This window comes from Bacillus sp. EU52, assembly GCF_037964975.1.
GTDB classification, from domain to species: domain Bacteria; phylum Bacillota; class Bacilli; order Bacillales; family Bacillaceae; genus Bacillus; species Bacillus subtilis.
Genome location: NZ_CP150177.1, coordinates 832,409 through 851,726, shown reverse-complemented (window position 1 = coordinate 851,726; position 19,318 = coordinate 832,409). Strand labels below are relative to the sequence as shown.

The 19,318-nt window shown below is 45.8% G+C and carries 18 protein-coding genes and 1 pseudogene; 5 read left to right on the top strand and 14 right to left on the bottom strand.

Annotation, left to right across the window (positions count from 1 at the left end; genetic code table 11):
• Positions 1 to 88: 88 nt before the first annotated feature.
• The 3 genes from malP to glvA form a co-directional block, all read right to left on the bottom strand.
• Positions 89 to 1,672 carry a PTS maltose transporter subunit IIBC gene (gene malP, locus NSU05_RS04330; protein WP_038428632.1) on the bottom strand — a complete coding sequence of 528 codons (1,584 nt, stop codon included), beginning with the start codon at positions 1,670 to 1,672 and terminating at the stop codon, positions 89 to 91.
• A gap of 14 nt (positions 1,673 to 1,686) precedes the next feature.
• Entirely contained in the window at positions 1,687 to 2,451 is a 765-nt protein-coding gene (glvR, locus tag NSU05_RS04325) for a MurR/RpiR family transcriptional regulator GlvR (protein ID WP_038428631.1), read from the bottom strand.
• A gap of 64 nt (positions 2,452 to 2,515) precedes the next feature.
• The gene (gene glvA / locus NSU05_RS04320) at positions 2,516 to 3,865 is read right to left on the bottom strand and encodes a maltose-6'-phosphate glucosidase (RefSeq protein WP_014476180.1); all 1,350 of its coding nucleotides are present in this window, start codon (positions 3,863 to 3,865) and stop codon (positions 2,516 to 2,518) included.
• Positions 3,866 to 4,200: 335 nt separating this feature from the next.
• On the opposite strand from glvA, the gene NSU05_RS04315 reads away from it, so the two are divergent.
• The 5 genes from NSU05_RS04315 to NSU05_RS04295 are packed head-to-tail and all read left to right on the top strand — an operon-like array spanning position 4,201 to position 7,483.
• Positions 4,201 to 4,515 carry a WXG100 family type VII secretion target gene (locus NSU05_RS04315; RefSeq protein WP_038428630.1) on the top strand — a complete coding sequence of 105 codons (315 nt, stop codon included), beginning with the start codon at positions 4,201 to 4,203 and terminating at the stop codon, positions 4,513 to 4,515.
• 5 nt (positions 4,516 to 4,520) lie between these two features.
• On the top strand, positions 4,521 to 5,744 hold the full coding sequence (locus tag NSU05_RS04310) for a hypothetical protein (protein ID WP_015715519.1): 1,224 nt from the start codon (positions 4,521 to 4,523) through the stop codon (positions 5,742 to 5,744).
• An 11-nt stretch (positions 5,745 to 5,755) separates the two neighbouring features.
• A complete protein-coding gene (locus NSU05_RS04305; protein ID WP_038428629.1) occupies positions 5,756 to 6,523 on the top strand; it encodes a hypothetical protein in 768 nt (255 codons plus the stop codon).
• Between the two features lie 23 nt (positions 6,524 to 6,546).
• Entirely contained in the window at positions 6,547 to 7,104 is a 558-nt protein-coding gene (locus tag NSU05_RS04300; RefSeq protein WP_015715517.1) for a YfjD family protein, read from the top strand.
• A gap of 49 nt (positions 7,105 to 7,153) precedes the next feature.
• Positions 7,154 to 7,483: a YnfA family protein gene (locus tag NSU05_RS04295; RefSeq protein ID WP_010886445.1), complete on the top strand. Its 330-nt coding sequence runs from the start codon at positions 7,154 to 7,156 to the stop codon at positions 7,481 to 7,483.
• Between the two features lie 35 nt (positions 7,484 to 7,518).
• Here the strand turns inward: NSU05_RS04295 and NSU05_RS04290 are convergent, their stop codons facing one another.
• The 11 genes and pseudogenes from NSU05_RS04290 to rlmD all read right to left on the bottom strand — a co-directional run bounded on the left by NSU05_RS04290 (position 7,519) and on the right by rlmD (position 19,294).
• Complete coding sequence (locus tag NSU05_RS04290; protein ID WP_003233621.1) at positions 7,519 to 7,698, bottom strand: small acid-soluble spore protein H; 180 nt, start codon at positions 7,696 to 7,698, stop codon at positions 7,519 to 7,521.
• A gap of 54 nt (positions 7,699 to 7,752) precedes the next feature.
• Positions 7,753 to 9,570 carry an acetoin dehydrogenase operon transcriptional activator AcoR gene (acoR, locus tag NSU05_RS04285; RefSeq protein ID WP_038428627.1) on the bottom strand — a complete coding sequence of 606 codons (1,818 nt, stop codon included), beginning with the start codon at positions 9,568 to 9,570 and terminating at the stop codon, positions 7,753 to 7,755.
• A gap of 115 nt (positions 9,571 to 9,685) precedes the next feature.
• Entirely contained in the window at positions 9,686 to 11,062 is a 1,377-nt protein-coding gene (acoL, locus tag NSU05_RS04280) for an acetoin dehydrogenase complex dihydrolipoyl dehydrogenase (protein WP_029317474.1), read from the bottom strand.
• A 20-nt stretch (positions 11,063 to 11,082) separates the two neighbouring features.
• Positions 11,083 to 12,279 (bottom strand): acetoin dehydrogenase complex dihydrolipoyllysine-residue acetyltransferase, encoded by a 1,197-nt coding sequence (gene acoC, locus NSU05_RS04275; protein ID WP_038428624.1) that lies wholly within the window; start codon positions 12,277 to 12,279, stop codon positions 11,083 to 11,085.
• A gap of 13 nt (positions 12,280 to 12,292) precedes the next feature.
• Positions 12,293 to 13,321, bottom strand: a complete 1,029-nt coding sequence (acoB, locus tag NSU05_RS04270; protein ID WP_024572068.1) for an acetoin:2,6-dichlorophenolindophenol oxidoreductase subunit beta — start codon at positions 13,319 to 13,321, stop codon at positions 12,293 to 12,295.
• 3 nt (positions 13,322 to 13,324) lie between these two features.
• Positions 13,325 to 14,326 carry an acetoin:2,6-dichlorophenolindophenol oxidoreductase subunit alpha gene (acoA, locus tag NSU05_RS04265; protein ID WP_015252546.1) on the bottom strand — a complete coding sequence of 334 codons (1,002 nt, stop codon included), beginning with the start codon at positions 14,324 to 14,326 and terminating at the stop codon, positions 13,325 to 13,327.
• Between the two features lie 230 nt (positions 14,327 to 14,556).
• Positions 14,557 to 14,652 (bottom strand): annotated as a pseudogene (locus NSU05_RS04260) (hypothetical protein); the annotation flags it as partial.
• Positions 14,653 to 14,713: 61 nt separating this feature from the next.
• Positions 14,714 to 15,166 carry a DUF6884 domain-containing protein gene (locus NSU05_RS04255; RefSeq protein ID WP_038428622.1) on the bottom strand — a complete coding sequence of 151 codons (453 nt, stop codon included), beginning with the start codon at positions 15,164 to 15,166 and terminating at the stop codon, positions 14,714 to 14,716.
• A gap of 176 nt (positions 15,167 to 15,342) precedes the next feature.
• Entirely contained in the window at positions 15,343 to 16,320 is a 978-nt protein-coding gene (locus tag NSU05_RS04250; protein ID WP_015715509.1) for a tRNA-dihydrouridine synthase, read from the bottom strand.
• 736 nt (positions 16,321 to 17,056) lie between these two features.
• Positions 17,057 to 17,341: a YfzA family protein gene (locus tag NSU05_RS04245; protein WP_021481197.1), complete on the bottom strand. Its 285-nt coding sequence runs from the start codon at positions 17,339 to 17,341 to the stop codon at positions 17,057 to 17,059.
• A gap of 552 nt (positions 17,342 to 17,893) precedes the next feature.
• On the bottom strand, positions 17,894 to 19,294 hold the full coding sequence (gene rlmD, locus NSU05_RS04240) for a 23S rRNA (uracil(1939)-C(5))-methyltransferase RlmD (protein ID WP_015252551.1): 1,401 nt from the start codon (positions 19,292 to 19,294) through the stop codon (positions 17,894 to 17,896).
• Positions 19,295 to 19,318 lie beyond the last annotated feature (24 nt).

Genomic DNA, 19,318 nt, shown 5'->3' with positions numbered 1-19,318 from the left:
CCTTTTTACTCGATTGTCTCTTTCTTTACTTTACTATGGCGGTCTTTTTGACGGCAAACGAAAACCCTCCCGAAAAGGAGGGCAGTCTTTATTGATTCAATATTTTTTCCACACGCTCCCGCATCTGCGGTACGCTTAATCCGATAATCACCTGAAACGCCTTCCCGTTCCTGACGACGCCGTGTGCGCCAAGCGCGCGGAATACGCTGTCGGGTTCAACCTTTGTTTCGTCCTTGACACTGACTCTGAGGCGGGTGGCGCAGTTTGTGACTTCAGTGATGTTGCCTTTTCCGCCCAGCGCTTCAATATACAGAAAAGCGGTGTCATCTGCCGTTTCAGCAGCGGAGGCCGTTTCATCCTTGTTTTTTCGTTCTCTGTATTCCTTTTTCGAATATAGCTTTGTTTCCTGCTGTTCATCCTTTTCCCGTCCTGGTGTAGCGATATTGAATTTGAGGATTAAAAATCTGAAGACGAAAAAATAAATTGCTGTAAACGAGAGCCCGATCAAAATTTGATACACATATGTCATACCGTGGCTGCCAAAGAGCGGAATCCAGTTCAAGGTCACCGCCTCAATCAGTCCGCCTCCCATATTTCCGACGACGCCGGCCATATACATAACTGTCGACATTGTGGCGGCAAGCACGGCGTGAACCGCAAATAAGAAAGGTGAAATGAATAAGAACGTAAACTCAATCGGCTCTGTAATACCGGCGACAATCGCTGTCAGTGTGACAGGAATCAGCAGCCCTGCGACGAGTTTTTTCTTTTCCTTTTTGGCTGTCACATAAAAAGCCAGGGCGATACCCGGAATACCGAAGATTTTCGAGTTGCCGTGAAGCGCGAATCCGCCTTGCGGAAAGAGCTCCTTCAGCGGTTTGGCGCTTTGCGAATATTCGCCGAGATGCTGTGCCCAATACGTGACGATCCCGCCTTCCGCTACAGCCGGGCCATAAATAAACGGCGTGTAAATAAAGTGATGAAGGCCGGTCGGAATTAAAATCCGTTCCAAAAACGTGTATATCCAAACGCCCACCGCCCCAGAAGCAACCAGGAAGCTTTGAAGCGAGCCGATTCCCGATTGAACCATCGGCCAAATATAAGACACAGCCAAGGCAATTGGGATCATAATAAAGAAGGAAATCATCACGATATATGTTGAGCCTTGAAAGATGCCGAGAAAATCGGGCAGTTTTTTATCAAAATAGCGATTATGCAAAAAGACGACAATCGAAGAAATAAAGATGGCTCCGATAATGTTGGTATCGAGCGTTTTTATGCCCGCAATCATCGTTAATCCGCTCGTTCCGCCGACCTCTTGATTCATGTCGACGCCAAATGCTCCTCCCCATACCGTCAATATCGCGCTGACAAAATAGTTGAATGTCAGGTAGACAGTAAGCGCTTCCAAACAAGCGCGTGCCTGAGCTTTCTTCGCCAAAGCAACCGGGATGCCAATGGCGAATAAGAGCGGCATTTGGTTAAAGACAGTCCAGCCGCCCTGCTCAATGATATACCAGCACTGATACCAAAAACCGTCAGGATCGGCGAGCGGTCCCATGAGGGTTTTATTTTTAAAGAGCGTGCTGATACCGACGATAATGCCGGCGAACGCGAATAATAAAACAGGCACAAACATCGCGCTTCCAAAGCGCTGAATTTTTTGCATCATACCAGAACCCCCTGCTACTCATTGTCATTTTTTTCTGCCTCTTTGTAATCAACATATGCGCGGAACAATGCTTCGCCAACGAGAAAAAACGGTGCAAAAGCGACAATTTCCGTTTTATCGCTTAATGTCACAGGTTTGCTTGTCGCATAAAGATTATGCGGAGTCAGCTGGGCGAGGACATTGTTTTTTAAATTCGTAATGGAAATAAAGGGAATACCCTTTGCAGAAAGCATTCTTGCCTGAGGAATCAGCTCCGGTGTTTCTCCGGAAAGAGAAATGATGATAAACAGATCGTTTACTTTAAAATCATCGCGCATCAAATTAAATTCATTTGTATCTTCAATTAAAATAAGATAGCGATGGCGCGGAATAAACATTCTTTGCAGGTCGCGAGCGCATATCTTTTGCGCATTTCCAGAACCGTAGACGAAAATGCGGTCCGCTTCATCAATTAGCTGGCACATGTCCGTCATGTCCTTTGTCCGTAAGAACTTCAAATTTGCTTCAATATCATCAAGCAGCTTTTGAAAACTCATATTCTCGCCTTCTTCCGGCTGATCTTCCCACTTTAAAAAGACGCGAAATTCACTGTAGCCGCTGAAACCGAGCTTTTGGGCAAGCCGTAAAATTGAGGAACGCGATACACTGCAAGCTTTGGCCAGCGCGTCGATTCCAAGGTGATAGCATGTGTGCTTATGATTCAATATATATTTTAAAATATGAAAATCGTTGTCATTCAATTTGCTGTAGTGCTGATTGATCAGTTCTTCGAGCTGCATATCAGATCCCCCCATTTTCTTTCTATTATATACAATTACAGATTCGAAAATGGGGGAATTTCAGTTATGATATGCGGGTCGGGCTTTGATCAAGCTCAGGCCAGAAGTCTTTGTTGGCCTCCATTAAATCCTCGAGAATGAGTCTTGCCACACGCGCGTTCGGCACTGTTTTTGACAAAATTAGCGCCTGCCACAGCTTTTGGAACGATTTCTCCGCCCACGCTTCAACAGTCAGCTTCTCAACGGATACCTGCTGCTCCATAAGCCCTTTTTGGAATTGCGGAATGGTGCCGACGGTAATCGGTTCAGGCCCATTTGAGCCGACAATGCATGGAACCTCGACCATCGCAGTCGGGTCAAAGTTCGCAATTGCGCCGTTATTTTCAACGATCAACAGCATTCTTTCACCTGTGTTGTAGGCAATCGCCCGGGCAAGATCAACGATATATGATGCGTGGTCATCGATTTTGATTTCGCTGTTTTCTGTGGACTGCTCACGTGTAATCATGTCACATTGGCTGAAAATAAAAGCTTCGCGCCCTTCCATCACTTCATTTGCCCGCGTATGATTCGGATTTGATTTTTTCACCATATCATCCGGGAACAAATAATATTGCAAATACGTATTCGGCAGTGTATCAGGATCTGCGGCCTGCACGTCACGCGCTTTGGCGAATGTGTCATTCCAGCTCGCCTCCACCGCTTCAGCCTCTGTTTTCGGAATATAGCCGTATTGAGATACATGCTCCTTCAGCTTCGGCATTAAATCGTTGCCCTCTTGATCCTGAATTGATGTCCACCAGCCGAAGTGATTTAATCCGTAATAGCGGACCTTCATTTCTTTTCTTGAGGATAAGCCAAGAATTTGCGCCATCCGGTCTTCGATCCCAACCGGCATATCACAGATATTGAGAATTTTAGAATTCGGTCTAAGGCGTCTCGTAGCTTCAGCCACAATTGCCGCCGGATTGGAATAATTGAGCATCCACGCATCAGGCGAGTATTTTTCCATGTAATCTAATATTTCAAGCACACCGCCGATCGAACGCATACCGTATGCGATCCCGCCCGGCCCGCACGTCTCCTGGCCGACAACTCCGTACTTTAACGGAATTTGCTCATCAAGCGCACGCATCGCGTATTTCCCTACTCTGATGTGCGCCATAACAAAATCGACATCTGTAAAAGCTTCTTCCGGGTCAGTCGTCGCTGCAAATTCAATATCCGGCGCTTTTTCTCTGATAAAAACGTCACAGGCGCCTGCAATTCGATCCTGTCTCTCCTTATCATTATCATACAGCTTCAGCTTTCTGATCGGAAACTCCTCCAAATGGTCCAAGAGCATGAGTACGATCCCTGGAGTGAAAGTGCTCCCTCCGCCCGCTATTACGATTGAGAATGATTTTTTCTTCATATGACGACCTCCTTGATAACGTTTACAATTCCATTTATACCATGAGATAGCCCGTCCCGTAACACGTTTGGCGCACTTAGGTCATTTGATCAACTTTAGTGTTTTTTCCCATAGAGCGGGAAATTTCTCATTTGGCTTATGTCTGAGGGATTTGTTTTTTTTACCTTTTTTGTAATCTTAAAGTCTCACCAACTGTGAATTTTAAGTGAATATACGCCCTTCCAATTCTTATGAAAAGGTTCTTTTGTACGATTCGGATACATGCCGAATTATTTATAATCATTTATATAAAACATCCAATTGTGCGTGAATTTAGAAAAGGCAGGGGACAAAAGTTGGACTCATATAAAGTCATTGAGCTGGCAAACAAGTACAGTGCGGCCGCAGAAGAGGTCAGAAGCTCCAAAATGCTGCTTGAATCCCGGTTATCTGCATTGGGAGATACTTGGCAGGGCAAAGCAAGAGATTCGTTTGACCAGGATTTCGAGGAAACGAAAGCCGCCTACGATCAATTCGAACAGGAGCTGCTTGAAACAAGCCAAGAGCTGAAGGCTGCCGCTGTCAAAATAGAAGAACGAAAAGCTGAAATTGCCAGAATGGAAGAACTGGAGCGTAAAGCAAGAGAGGAAAGACATAAACTCGGGAGGTGAACGGTGTGTCAGGAAACATTGCAGTTGATCCGGATAAGCTCGAACAGCTTGCAAATGATGTAGTCACTGAATTAACTGATATGGAAAATAAATATAAGGACCTGCATGTGGAGCTGGGGCAGATGATTTTGCAGTGCGATCCCCGCTACAGCAGCTGTTTTTCCGGAGTGGGTGATGCGTGGAGCTCAGGAAAGGCGCTCGTCACTAAGCTGAGTGACAACGAGATTTTCATCAGAAAAACGGGCGATAAATTTGTGGAACAAGATGATATTTTGCGAAAGCTCTACAATGCCTACGACAAATACGGTACGATGACAAGCTTAACCGCCCTTATGCTGACGCAGGGAAAATATTACGGATTAGGGCTTACGAAATTTGTGAAACAGCCAAGCGGCTTGCATACAGCCCAGCACTCAAAACTGCTCTTGGATATTTCCAGGGCCGTTGACAGCTCACGTTATCAAAAAGCGGCAAGAGTGCTTTTGAATCCTAAATATTTGTTGAAAAAGACAAACCGTCCTTTTTCAGATTTGGTACATAAAAAGTTTACAAAATACTTCCCTCAGGACACGGTGGATTTTTCAAACAGCGTCAGAAGCTACACAAAAGGATTTCTTAATGAAGCCGGCGTACGCTCCACTTTGAAGGATGTGGGAAAAACGGGCTTGAGATTCGCGAAAGGAAATGCCATTACCGCCACACTGATTACCGGTGCGACCGAAACATTCGGAGCAGGCGTGAAAATTGCTGAAAATTATGCAAAATACCAAGACAAACCCGAAGTTCTCAAGCGTGAAAACGCCAAGGCCGTCGGGAATGCTGTGAATAATACGATTTTTGTTGCCGGCGGTGCCACAGCTGGTGCTGTTGTGGGCGGTGCCGTAGGAAGTGTGTTAGGTCCTGTCGGCACAGTAATCGGAGGCACAATTGGTTCGGCAGTAGGAGGGTTTGTTGGGGAAAAAATCGCAAAATTCACATCAGTCTATGCTGAAAAAGCAGCGATAAAACTTAAAGAACCGATCCATGCTGTCGTTGATACAGCCAAAAAAGGACTGGAATCAGCCGGCAAAGTCGTCAAATCAGTGAATGACGGCATAGATGCGGCGAATAAAACGATACATAAAGGGATAGACAGTGCGAAAAAAGGAATAGAAAAAGCAAAGAAAACAGCGGATTCGCTCATACACGGCGCAACCCATTTCCTTAAAGGGAAATTTTCATTTGGATAGGAGAATAAACAATGAAGCAGTTTACAATCAGCATAGAAGAACTCTTGTTTTGTTTTTACAGCGAAGGGTTTTTTGAACAGGGAATGGCCTTAAAACAAGCCTATTTTCCCGAAATAGAAGATGAACAGCTCGGCGCCTTATTTGAAGCCGCGTGCCGCTCACTCTTAGCCAAAGATGCGGCGGAATATCGGAATCATCAATATCGGCTAAAGGACGAATACTGTCCGTTTATCCATGTGTTAAACGACGCGGACTATACAGTGAAGCTGTCCAAATTTGATGAACAAGGCAAAGAACAGAATATATCCTGCCATGTTTCAAAGTTTGGCACTTACTCTCATGAATTGCTGTTTGATGAACAGGTGCATAGAGTCAAAAAAATGGATTCAACTAATGGATTACTCTCTAAAACATCCGAGTTTTTAAATATAATAGATGCAGAAGATCACAAAGAATCACTGATCTCTCTGACATCAACTGAATTTGAATTGCTTTTGGAGGGCGCTTCAGACACTCCCACACATCTCAAGGAGTTTCTAGATAAGCATGATCACCAAGAGGACGTTAACCGTTTTGTAAATGATCTTGCTTTGCGAAAAGGAAAAATGAATACGCTGATGCGGCTGGTTTATGACAAAGACAACTCCCCGGAAGTGGCTGACATGGCTTTCGTTCTGCCTGGCAGCCATCATACTTGGCTGGTAACAGGTATTACCCAAAATGAATTTTCTATCGTAACAGCAAATAAAGATGTGATAAAAGGAATACTTTTTTGCTAAAGAGCGATAAAGGAGAATAGCAATTGAAAAACAATGAAGTAATTAAGGTCAAAAGCAGACTGTTTTTTAGAATATGGCTGTTCCTCGCTACAGGGGGCGCCTTTATTGTGGGAGTCTGGCTGGTGTCTGAAGCCCTCACGTTTGAATCTAAATATGCCCTGCTTTATTTGGGCGGCGGATTACTGGCGATGATTTATGGATTGATCACATTCTTTATGGCTTTTCCTGCGTTCACAAGCCGTGGAAATGTCATTTTCACCATAAAGACCGGACCTAGTGGCGAAATCTTCTCGAGAAAGCGCAGCGTGCTGTTTTCCGAGGTGAAGCGGCTTTATATGGGACGCCATCAATACAGTTTGAAAGGAATCTTTTTTGAGGATATTATCATCGAGAAAACAGACGGCAAAATCGTTCGAATCCCGACCTGGAACATCATCGCGAATCCGTTGTTTTTCGAAGCGGTTGAACGCTATATCCTTCCCCATTTGAATGAAGAGGCTCAAAACAATTGGATCAGCCAATTTACAGAGGTTCAGCGAAAAGCGTATTTGAAGGAATTTGAGAATCATCCGAAGCTTTAAAAGCTCTCCTCCTCTATAATGAAAGATAAATGCAAATTGAGGAGTGCTCATGATGCTGATTACCATTCTTTTATTTCTCGCGGCAGGGCTTGCTGAAATTGGCGGCGGATATCTGGTTTGGCTATGGCTGAGAGAGGCAAAGCCAGCCGGCTACGGAATCGCCGGGGCGCTGATCCTCATTGTATACGGCATTCTTCCGACGTTTCAGTCCTTCCCATCTTTCGGCCGTGTATACGCCGCTTATGGCGGAGTATTCATCGTGCTTGCGGTCCTGTGGGGATGGCTTGTTGACCGGAAAACACCTGATCTGTATGACTGGATCGGCGCATTCATTTGTCTCATCGGTGTCTGTGTTATTTTATTTGCGCCGCGCGGATAACAAAATGGCCTGCTTATGAAGCGGGCCATTTTTGTTTAATCCTCTTTTAAGCTGTTCAGCTGCACTTCATGCTCCTGCTGCGGTTCGTCAAGCGGATAAATTCTTGCTGTTCCGTTTTCTTCATTCACGTGCTGAATGTATATAGGAACGCCGTTGTATGTTACTTTTTTCATGTCGGGAGATTCTACAATTTCTTTCGCCCTTTGAATATTCATCGTAAACACCCTCCTTCAATACATAATGTTTCCATTTCCTGAAGGAAGTATGCTTTATGATTCAGCGGACAAGTTGAATTTTTTCAGGCGTTTGTAGAAAGTGCTTCGGGGGATCCCGCTGATTTTTGCGGCTTGAGAGACGTTTCCTTTTGCAGATTCAAGCGCTTTGATCATCATATCCTTTTGGATTTGCTCACGAAAAGTAAGCACGCCGGCAGCAGCCGGCTTTTTTTCTGCAGAGCTGGCCGGCAATCCAGCGGCTTCCAGTAAAGCGGGAAGCGATTCATCCCTCAGCCGGCCGTCCGGAAATCTGATAGAAAGACGTTCAAACACATTAAACAGCTCACGGATATTCCCCGGCCACTTCCATTGCTTCAGCACACCACAAAAATCAGAAGGAAGTTCGCCGGGCCAATGATTCTTCTGTTTGTAGTACTCAAAGAGGTCCGGGATATCCTCGGTGCGATCGCGTAATGGAGGGAGTTCAATTGGATAGACATGAAGACGGTAAAACAAGTCCTCTCTGATTTTTCCGTTTTCGGCAAGCTCGCGTAAATCACAATGTGTGGCGGCAATAACTCTGATATCAACCGGAATTTCTTTCGTCCCGCCGATTGGCGTTATCTTGCGTTCCTGAAGCACCCGTAAAAGTGCAACCTGCATCGAATGGGAAATTTCTCCGATTTCATCTAAAAATAATGTGCCTTGATTCGCTTTTTGAAAGGCGCCCTTATAGCCATTTCGTTTCGCTCCCGTAAAAGCGCCCTCTGCATATCCGAACAGTTCGCTTTCAATCAAATCAGACGGCATCGCTCCGCAATTGACAGCAACAAACGGACCGTGACGTCTCTCACTGTTCTCATGAAGCGCGCGAGCCGCGACTTCCTTTCCCGTACCAGTTTCGCCCGACAAACAGACCGTTGCATCTGCCGCAGCTGCACGTTCAAGGTTCATCAGCATCGCTTGCGATCGGCCGCTTTTCCCGATCACTCCATTGAATCGGAACACCTTCTTTTTCTTTTGTTCCGAAAGATAAAAACAAGTGCCGCCATCTCCTATGGTGACAGCTTTTTCGATTGAGTAGCCCCGTTCCTTCAACTCATACAGGTGCCGGCCCTGCCAATCAGGCATTGAGGTTCGAATCGGTATGCTCGCACTGATGATGTGCTGCTTGTTATTGCATAGCACCATCGGCACACTGGATGCAGCCCTCTCTCCAAAACGGCTGATCAGCTCGAGCTCTTTCTCACGGCTTTTAGCTGCAAGTTCCCGTTCAGCTGCATAGGCGATCGCAGTGGCAATACCGAGCATATGAGGATGAGCGCCTGCCGCCGGACACGATATGTCAATCACACCCGCAAGGCTGCCATCCTCATGGTGAATCGGAGCGGCTGAACAGTTCCAAAGATGGGAAGCAATGGAGTAATGCTCTGATCCTTGTATCGCAACCGGCTCGCTGATGTGGAGCGCCGTGCCAATCGCATTTGTTCCGACAGCCGTTTCCGTCCAGCATGCCCCTTCAACAAAGTTGATGCGTTTGGCTTCATAGAGCGCGAGGGGATGGCCGTCCAATGCCAGAACAACACCGTCTGCATCAATTAGCAGCGCCATCATTTCCATTTCTTTTATGGCAGGCAGCAGTTTTTCGAGGTAAGGCTTTGCGGTCGTCAAGAAGAATGAATGTTTTTTTGACTGCTGATCCAGCTCCGTTTGCTGTAAAACCTTCGGGCCTTTTTCTAAATAAGGATTGACCTCAGCTTTTTTGCAGCGATGCCATGACTCTGCAATCCGTTTTCTTAATCGGGCTTCGTCAAGCACACCGTCTTTCACAAAACGTTTCCAGGTTTGCAAATCGTTTGGGACCGAATTCATTTCCTTGATCGCTCCTCCCTTACACGCCGTTTTCATCTATTGTAGGGGAAAAATAAAGCGCTTTCAACAATAAAAAAGCCGGCGCCTTATATCCATGCGCCTGCTTTTTCCTTTATTATGCATGTACCGCAAGGCCGATCGTGCTTAACAGCGCCTCATGCAATGTTTCCGATAAAGTCGGATGGGCGGCGATAAAATGCTCCGCCATATCTGCCGTCATCTCACCATTCATGATCGCTGCCGCTTGGCCGATGAGCTCGGTTACATCCGGGCCAATCATCGAGACACCCACGATTTCGCCGAATTCCGGTTCAGCCATGATTTTGACCTTTCCTTCCGCTTGCTGTTTAATGAGCGCCTTGCCGTTTGCGGAAAATGAAAATTCGCCGATCTTCACATCCCCGTATATGCTTCTTGCCTGTCGTTCTGTCATTCCGATACACGCGATTTCTGGGGACGTATAGATGCAGCGCGGCACATGTTTCTCATTGATTTTGACATCCCTTCCGGAAGCATGAGAAGCAGCGATGATGCCCTCATGGAAAGCGGCATGCGCCAGCTGAATGCCCCCTATAGCATCTCCGCACGCGTAAATATGAGGCACGTTCGTCTGCATGTGCCCATTCACCGGAATGCCCTTTGGAGAAAAATCAACTCCGGCCTGTTCCAGCTGTAATCCGTCAAGACGGGGTTTTCTGCCGATCGCCACCAGCACATAATCGGCCTTCGTTTTAAACTCTCGCTGACCGCTTTTCCATATTGCCGTTTTGGCCGTTTGATCCACCCGCTCTAATCTGGATGAAGTATGCACTTCGACACCGTCTTCCTCAAGTTTCTCCTGAAAGAGACGGGCAATATCTTCATCTTCAGCCGGAATCAGCTGGTCCGCTGTTTCAATGATGGTCACCTTCGATCCCAATCTGGCGAACAGCCCTGCATACTCACACCCGATGACACCGCCGCCGACAATGACTAGTGAAGACGGAATCTCGGAAAGAGAAAGCGCGTCTTTGCTGTCGATGATCCATTCGCCGTCAAACGGAGCGAAAGGCAGCTCGATTGGCTCTGATCCGGAGGCAATCAATACTTGGTCCGCCTCTCTGATTTCTTTTCCGTTTTCTCCTTCGATTAAGAGCTTTCTTTCAGAAAGAAAGGAGGCTGTTCCCTTTACAACCTGTATTTGATTTTTCTTCATTAGGTACTGTACGCCTTGGACAAGCTGACTGACAACCTGTTGTTTTCGGCTTTGCATTTTACTCCAATCGACTGATATCGCACCTGCCGGAAGTTCGATCCCAAAGCTGTCGGCATGCTTGATTTTATCAAGAACGTTTGCGCTTTCTAACAAAGACTTTGTCGGGATGCAGCCTTCATTCAGGCAGGTCCCCCCAAGCTTGCCTTTGTCAATGAGCAGCACGTTTCTGCCCTGCTGTGCCGCGGAGACCGCAGCCGCATAGCCTGCAGGTCCGCCGCCGATAATGGCTAATGTCATGTCGTTTTCACCTGCTTTTCCTATAAAATTAATACTGCGGGTTCTTCCAAATATGTTTTAATCGCCTTCAGGAATGCAGCGGCTGGGGCGCCGTCACACGCTCTGTGATCAAATGTCAGGCTGAGCGGCAGGATCGTGCTTCTGACGATCTCCTCCCCTTGATACACCGGCGTGTCATAGCTTGCTCCGATGCCGAGAATGCCTGTTTCCGGCGGATTTAGTATCGGTGTGAAATGCTCAACTCCAAACGCGCCAAGGTTTGTAATGGAGAAGGTAGAGCCTTGCAGTTCTTCGCTTCCCGCACGTCCCTCGCGTGCTTTTTTGGCATTTTCTGAGATTGATTGAGCCAGTTCAATCAGCGATAGCTTTTCAGCATGGCGGATGACAGGCACCACTAAGCCGTTTTCCAAGGCTACAGCCATACCAAGGTGTACATGGGGATGTGTGATGATGCGCTCATTTTGATAAAAGCTGTTCAGCACAGGGTGAGCTTGCAGAGCGAGAACGGCGGCTCTTGAGACAAAATGAGTGATCGTCAGTTTTGTGCCGTATCTCTCTTCCGCAGTTGATGAAAGCTGTTTTTGAAGAGTGGCAAGCTTAGTGATATCAGCCTTCATCGTGATCGTCAGCTGCGCGCTGTTTGCCAGGCTTTCCTGCATTCGGGCAGCGATGACCTTTCTCATGCCTGTCACCGGGATTTCCTGCGCTTTCTGTTCCGAACCAGGCTTTGCCTGATCTTTTTTCTGTTCAGCAAGAGCCTTTGTTACGTCATCCTTCACGATTCGTCCGCCTGGTCCAGTTCCTTTCAGTTGTTTTAGGTCTAATCCTGCTTTTTCTGCTATTTTTCTGGCGACTGGAGATATTTTCATTCGATCTTTTTTGGAGGCTGCGGGTTTGTTTTCTTGTTTGACGGGCTGAACGGCTTGCGGCATATTGTCTTCAGCAACAGGCGCACTCGCCTCTTCCTGCACCGACTCATTGGCGTCCCCGATATAGCAGATAGCTGTGCCGGGCGGAACCTCTTCTCCCTCTTTCACTTTGATATCGATCAGCGTTCCTTTTTCAGGCGCTTCGATCTCCATTTCAATTTTCTCCGATTGAATGCTGGCAATGCTTTCTCCCTTTTCAACCGGGTCGCCTACTTTTTTATTCCATATCGATACTTCCCCTTGTTTCATGGCCATTCCCAATTTTGGCATCACTACTTTTACCGCCATTTGTGTCCCCCCTTTAATTCATTGCCGGCTCGCCAAGCAATTCAAGCGTGACGCTGACAATTTTATCTGGTGTCGGCAAATATTGATCTTCAAGCACTGGTGAAAACGGAACCGGTGTATGCGGCGCTGTAATCCGTTTAATCGGCGCATCAAGCAAATCAAAGCCCTTGTCAGCGACAATCGCAGCAATATCCGTGGCAATGCTGCATCGCGGATTGGCTTCATCAATGATGATCAGCCGGTTTGTTTTTTCTAACGATGTGAAAATCGCATCCTCATCCAGAGGAGACAGACTGCGGGGATCAAGCACCTCAGCTTCGATGCCCCTCTCTGAAAGCTGTGCAGCTGCTTCAAGCGCGGTATTGACCTGCTTGCCGACTGCAAATAGCGTGACATCATTGCCTTCACGTTTGATGTCCGCCTTTCCGAGCGGAATTGTATAATAATCTTCCGGCACCTCGCCCTTCATGTTGTAGGACGTTTTGTCTTCAAAGAAGAACACCGGATCATTATCTTCTATTGCTGCAAGCAGAAGACCTTTGGCATCATACGGATTGGATGGAACAACCGTCTTCAGTCCAGGGATGCTCGTGAAAAGGCCATACAGCGCTTGTGAATGCTGGGCAGCGGCCCGGAACCCTGCTCCGTATGTGGTGCGGACGGTAATCGGCACTTGCGCTTTTCCGCCGAACATATAACGGAATTTCGCCCCTTGGTTGATCACCTGATCAAAGCACGTGCCGATAAAATCGTTAAACATCAGCTCGGCAATCGGTCTCAAACCGGTTGATGCCGCAGCCATAGCCGCACCCATATAGCCCGCCTCAGAAATCGGAGTGTCCAGCACTCTTGTACGCCCGAATTCCTGTACGAGTCCCTTTGTGACCCCTAATACACCGCCCCATGCTTCATCATCCTGCAAATGATCGACCGCCGCTCCCCCGGCGACATCCTCACCGATCAAAAGCACATTTTCGTCTCTTCTCATCGCAAGCTTCATTGCTTCATTGATCGCGTCTGACATGCTTATGACTCTCGCCATCTCTTACATTCCTCCTTTTTCATATGACACGTACACATCTGTCAGCAGCTCCGAATCTTTTGGATATGGGCTGTCTTCGCTGAACGAGACGGCTTTTTCAATCGATTCGCTGACACGCTGTTCAATGTCTGACAGCTTATTAGCATCTGTTTCTTTTAAAAGGTAGTTTTTAAAACCTTGAATGGCATCTTTTTCTTCAAGGTGCTCAACTCTTTCATCCTTCGTTTTATAGGTTTGGGCATCTCCTTCGAAATGGCCGTAGTTTCTGTAGGTCATACATTCAATCAAAGACGGGCCGCCGCCGTTTCTTGCTCTTTCTATCGCTTCCTCGGCTGCCTGGTAAACTGCTAAAATATCTTTGCCGTCAACTGTCACCCCCGGCATGTTATAAGCAGCCGCCCGATCGGCGATTGAATCGCAGGCTGATGCGTACTCAAATGGGGTAGCTTCGCCATAGCCGTTGTTTTCAGCAACAAATACGACAGGAAGGTTCCATACAGCCGCTAAATTCAGCCCTTCGTGGAAGGTGCCTTGGTTATTTGCCCCGTCCCCGAAAAAGCAAACGCTTACATTTTTAGTCTGTTTATATTTAGCCGTGAGCGCTGATCCGCATGCGAGCGTAAAGCCGCCCCCGACGATTCCATTTGCGCCTAACATGCCTTTATCAAGATCCGCAATGTGCATAGAACCGCCCTTGCCTTTGCACAATCCGGTCGCTTTCCCGAAAATTTCCGCCATCATGCCGTCCAGGTCACAGCCTTTGGCGATACAATGTCCATGTCCCCTGTGGGTGCTTGTAATGCTGTCGCCATCATGTAAATGAGCGCACACCCCTACAGCCACGGCTTCCTCACCGGCATATAAATGAACGAATCCGGGAAGCACTCCCTGGGCGAACAGGTCATGCACTTTGTCTTCAAAGCCCCTGATCTCCAGCATCTTTTGGTACATCCACAGCGCTTTTTCCTCAGTTAATGACAAGCCCTCTCGTTTTAACAATTCCATTTTGTGCGCCTCCTTCTATTTAGGGTTCACCATTAAAAATGCAAGAAGTGTGCCAGTCTTTTGAGCCCGTAAAATCAGTCTTCTCGTCTTCACCTTGGAGACAGTTTGAGACGTGTGTCTCGTTTTGTCTCAAACTGATTCATTTGTCTCGTTTTACAGCATGCAAAAAAAGACCGGATATCACCCGGCCTTTGACAATGATCGACTTATTTATTTCCTTGGAAATCTTTTTAACTTCCTAGTTCCTCTGCATCGTTTGACTGAATAGCTGCTTTTGAAAGAAAATCAATTGAATATTTGACATATGCGATACCGCCATCTTTTCGGCATCTGTTTTTGATAACCCGCTGGCACACATGTTCACACTCTTTTCTACATATGTGCGTACTACAGTTCATGCTTTTCTTCAACAGCCCGGTTCAGCGCTTGGAGCATGTAGCCTATGCCTTTGTAAGATGATAGCGGCCAGCTGATATGCTGGTGTTCTCCGATGACGGCGTTTAGAACGCTTCGATATTTTTTTCCGCCAAGCATGACTAGCTCTTCGATATTAGAAAAGCCTTTTTCGTGAAATTGACGGCTCAGCTCGTCCGCTGTCATGATTTCCGGATGACCGGTGCCAAAAGTGACATCGTAATTTCCCGAAACGAGATCATTAGGGCGGAGGAACCCGTGCTTCGCAGACAAAATCACCCACTCATCGAAAAATGCTTTCGCATACCGTTCGCACGCCTGATGAAACGGGCTGAGATAAGCGTCCTCTGCTCTTACCGGCCCGGCATCAGGCTGGACGTCCCAGATTTTTTTCTTGCCGCAGGGGATGATGCATAGTCGTTTCATTTTCCTCTCCCCCTTTATAAGATATCTCCACTAAATATACCATTATTTTCTTACAATAAATTAGAGAAAAGACAGGCTGAGTAAAAGCTGCGTACAAAAAAGACCCGGATTTACCGAAAATCCAGGTTTATTTTAGTCAAGAATTGTGTTAGCCTCTTTTGAATCAAGCACTGCTGTTACTCTATCCCATCAAGATACTTTCTCTCAAAGTCGTCGAGCAATGCACGCACTTCATCTGTTGACTTTGTGTTCATGCATTGATTTCTTAATTCACTTGCCCCTCGGAACCCGCGGAGATAAATTTTGAAAAAGCGAGGAAGAGGCTTGTACGGACGGGCTTCTAATGCTGAATATTTATCATGAAGATCCAGATGCAGCCTTAAGAGATCAAGCAATTCCTTGCTGCTATGCTCTTTCGGCTCCTTTTCAAAGGCAAATGGATTTGTAAAAATACCACGCCCAATCATAATTCCATCAACACCGTATTGTTCAGCAAGTTTCAAGCCAGTTTGGCGGTCAGGGATATCCCCGTTTATTGTTAACAATGTATCTGGTGCCACCTCGTCACGAAGTTTCTTAATCTCCGGGATGAGTTCCCAATGCGCATCTACTTTGCTCATTTCTGCTCTTGTGCGCAGATGAATAGAAAGATTGGCAATATCCTGTTTCAGTATGTGTGTCAGCCACTCGCGCCATTCGTCTACATCCGTGAAACCAAGTCTTGTTTTTACGCTTACGGGCAATCCCCCTGCTTTTGCTGCTTGTATTAACTCTGCTGCAACTTCCGGCCGGCGGATAAGACCGCTTCCCTTACCGTTCTGTGTCACATTAGGCACAGGACAGCCCATATTGATATCTAGTCCTTTAAATCCTAACTCTGCCATGCCAATACTCATTTTACGGAAGTTTTCAGGCTTATCTCCCCATATATGGGCCACAATTGGCTGTTCATCCTCTGTAAAAGTCAAACGGCCGCGCACGCTATCCTTCCCATCCGGGTGGCAATAGCTCTCTGAGTTTGTGAACTCTGTAAAAAACACATCCGGTCTGCCTGCTTCACTTACTACATGCCGGAAAACAACATCTGTCACATCTTCCATTGGTGCCAGTACAAAAAATGGCCGTGGCAATTCACGCCAGAAATTTTCTGTCATAACAAAAATCAAATCCTTTCATTAGAGGATACAGCTAGACCTGTATCTCAATATTAAAAAACTGACCATGCTTCTTTTTACACTTATCGCATGCGAAAGCATTTCTTATCAATCTATAGTAAATTTTGAACATTTCACGTGGGATAATTATCTACCCTATTTTTTATATTGTGGTTAACTCGCGCTGACCTTCGTCTTTCTTAGTGGCCTTACTTTTGAACTTTTGGATAAAAAGGATTCCAACCTAAATAGAATATCATATGAGTTCTCCATATTACCAACGCAAAATAATTGCCCTGTTATTGAAGATAAGATATTTAACACTACACCATATCCGTATCTCTATATCATATTTGCGGAAAAACTAATAGAGATAAAGCAAATTGAGTTGGGGGTGGTATAACTGAGTACTCAAGAGAATAAAAAAAACTCTACTTAAGCTGCTACCACTTGTGAATCACATGGAGTAAAGAGGATGAGAAGAGAAAATAAATCCTTATTTAAAAGAATTCAAGAACTTCAATCTGAATCATTTGGGATTTGCTCATGATTTAGAAAATAACCAACGCAGCAAGTGGCAACCTACTATATATTTGTATAGGGTTATAATTCGGTAATCCTGATCCAGAACCAATAAAATAGACTGCTGACTAAATGTCGCAGTCTTCACTCATAAGATAATTAAGAAAGTGTTCATTTTCTTTCATCATTAAATAAGGCATCAGAAGTTATTGCTTTAATTTCGAATATCCTTTGTTATCCCTGTAATTATTTGTATAATAGTGAAAACTCCCAAGAAAACAGTAATAATATTAAACCATGGATTATCATAGAATGAAAGATATGTTTGAAAGAAATCTAGTTCAACTATGTTTGCTGGGAATCCATTCATTTCTCTATACTTAGGACCCCATCCCGTTAATTCTACAAAATTAAAATAAAGCTGAGATACTAAAAATGCCAAAAATGTTTGAAACCAACTTCTTTTATATAACGGTCGTTTTTTATATACTTTATCCATTTAGTTATCCATTTCCTTCTCTGCAATACTTTTTAGCTAGTATAACCATTGTTGGTATTACTGTAATAGTTTTTATCGTCTCGGCACTATTATTTTAGTGCTCATACGTTATTCATTTTAAAATGGAGTTGGCCATCATTTTCACCTCTTTCGTTTATTACAATGTTTCAACTTTTTACATCGAATGACTCTTGAAATGATATACGCCATACCTTTCCTTATATTCCTATAATCAATATTTCACACGTAATAACTGCAAGTCAATATATAATTTTACAAATTATGAAAATATATCTATGATTTTACATCATTTTACTCATGTATTTTAATCATACTGGGAGGATATTTTCCCGGTTAAATAACGCTTTTTTTCACCCGCTTTTCAACACGTTTTTTCAACTCTTTTCGCCAGTTAAAATAAAGATCTCCGAGAATGAGAAGGAAGATAAAATTGAGAACAGACAGTTAGGACAAGGGCTGCGCACGAAAAAGACCCGGAAATCGGAATTGTTTATTTTACCGAAACCCAGGTCTTATTAGGTATTGTTTATTTTAGTTAGACGATTTCAATACAAGTCTCGCCACTGCTTCCACATGCGCCGTCTGCGGAAACATATCGACAGGCTGGATATAGTCCACGCGATAGTCCTTCGACAGCGTCTGCAAATCCTTCGCAAGCGTGGATGGATTGCAGGAAACGTAGACGAAGCGTTTCGGTTTGACTTTTTTGATCGTGTCCAGGAACGTGCTGTCACAGCCCGTTCTTGGCGGGTCTACAATGACGACGTCCGGGCGGAAGCCTTCTTTCGTCCATTTCGGGAGCCAGTGCTCGGCTGTTCCTGTTACGTATGTGGCATTTGCCATTCCGTGTTTTTTGGCGTTTTTCTTAGCATCGTCAATCGATTCCTTGATGACGTCCATGCCGCGGACTTCCTTCGCTCCGTCCGCAACCCACATGCCGATAGTGCCGACGCCGCAATACGCATCAACGACTTTTTCTTTTCCGGTCAGCTGCGCCGCTTTTTTCACTTCATCATACAGCTTGACGGTCTGTTCCGGATTGAGCTGGAAGAAAGCGCGGGCGCTCAATTCAAAAGATACGTCGCCGAGCACTTCTTGAATCACTGTTTTTCCGGCGAGCGGTTTTGTTTTCTCGCCAAAAATCACTGAAGTTTTCGCACCATTTACATTCTGAATAATGGATTTGACCTCTGGCAATCGCTTTTGAATCGCTTTGACGATTTCTTCCTTGTGCGGAAGCGTTTCTTTTGCGGTTACAAGCACGACCTGCACTTCGCCTGTTTCAAAGCCGACTCTCGTCACGATCGTGCGAACGTCGCCTTTTCGTTTTCTTTCATTATAAACAGACACATTGAAGTCCTCTAAAATGCGGCGGACGATGCCTGTTGTTTTGTTCGTTGCCGGATGCTGAACGATACAGTCTTTAATCGGAACGATGTCATGAGAATCAAGGCCGTATAAGCCGGCGATGATGCTGCCGCTTTGCGAGCGCCCGATCTGGAATTGGCTTTTATTGCGGTAATTCCACGGGTTGTCCATGCCGATCGTTTCTTTGATTTCCATGTTTTCAACTTTAAACTTCGTATGGCGTTCAAGAGACTGAATGACGATATCGCGTTTTTCCCGAAGCTGCTGGCTGTATGCAAGGTGCTGAAGCTGACAGCCGCCGCATTGCTCATAAACAGGGCAAGGCGGTGCCACCCGGTGCTCAGACGCCTTGCGGATTTTCTTAATGCGGCCCTCCGAAAACTTCGGCTGGACCTTTGTGGCCTGCACAACAACTTCTTCGCCAGGAAGCGCGCCGGGCACGAAGACGACTTTTTTCTTAAAATAGCCGACACCTTCTCCGTTAATGCCGAGACGCTTAATCGTCAGCGGAAAGGTTTGTCCGACCTTCAGTTCGACGGGCGCCTGTTTCTTTTGTTGGTTCACGTTGTTCTCTCCGTTTCTATATGA